1 pseudogene is annotated in these 504 nt (G+C 65.3%); it reads right to left on the reverse strand.

Features of this window, described 5'->3' with window-relative positions:
• A pseudogene (gene glnA, locus LRF89_RS13335) lies at positions 1–504 on the reverse strand (glutamine synthetase); the annotation flags it as partial.

The raw sequence follows: 504 nt of genomic DNA on the forward strand, positions 1-504 counted from the left end.
GTCGAACTCCACCGGATGGGTGGTCATGCGCAGACGGGTGACGTCGTCCATCTTGAGGTCGATGTAGGCGTCGATCAGGTCGTCGGAGAAGACCCCGCCCTGCTTGAGGAACTCCCGGTCGTTGTCCAGCGCCTCCAGCGCCTCGTCGAGCTGGAAGGCGACCTTGGGGATCTCCTTCTCCTCCTCCGGCGGCAGGTCGTAGAGGTCCTTGTCCATCGCCTCGCCGGGGTGGATCTTGTTGCGGATGCCGTCGAGACCGGCCATCAGCATGGCGGCGAAGGTCAGGTACGGGTTACCGGTGGGATCCGGGAAGCGTACCTCGATACGCCGCGCCTTGGGGTTGGCCACGTAGGGCACCCGCACCGAAGCGGAGCGGTTGCGCGCCGAGTAGGCGAGCAGCACCGGCGCCTCGAAGCCCGGCACCAGACGCTTGTAGCTGTTGGTCGAGGCGTTGGCGAAGGCGTTGATCGCCTTGGCGTGCTTGATGATCCCGCCGATGTAGTA

The sequence above is a fragment of the Halorhodospira sp. 9621 genome (assembly GCF_022228055.1).
Lineage (GTDB): Bacteria > Pseudomonadota > Gammaproteobacteria > Nitrococcales > Halorhodospiraceae > Halorhodospira > Halorhodospira halophila_A.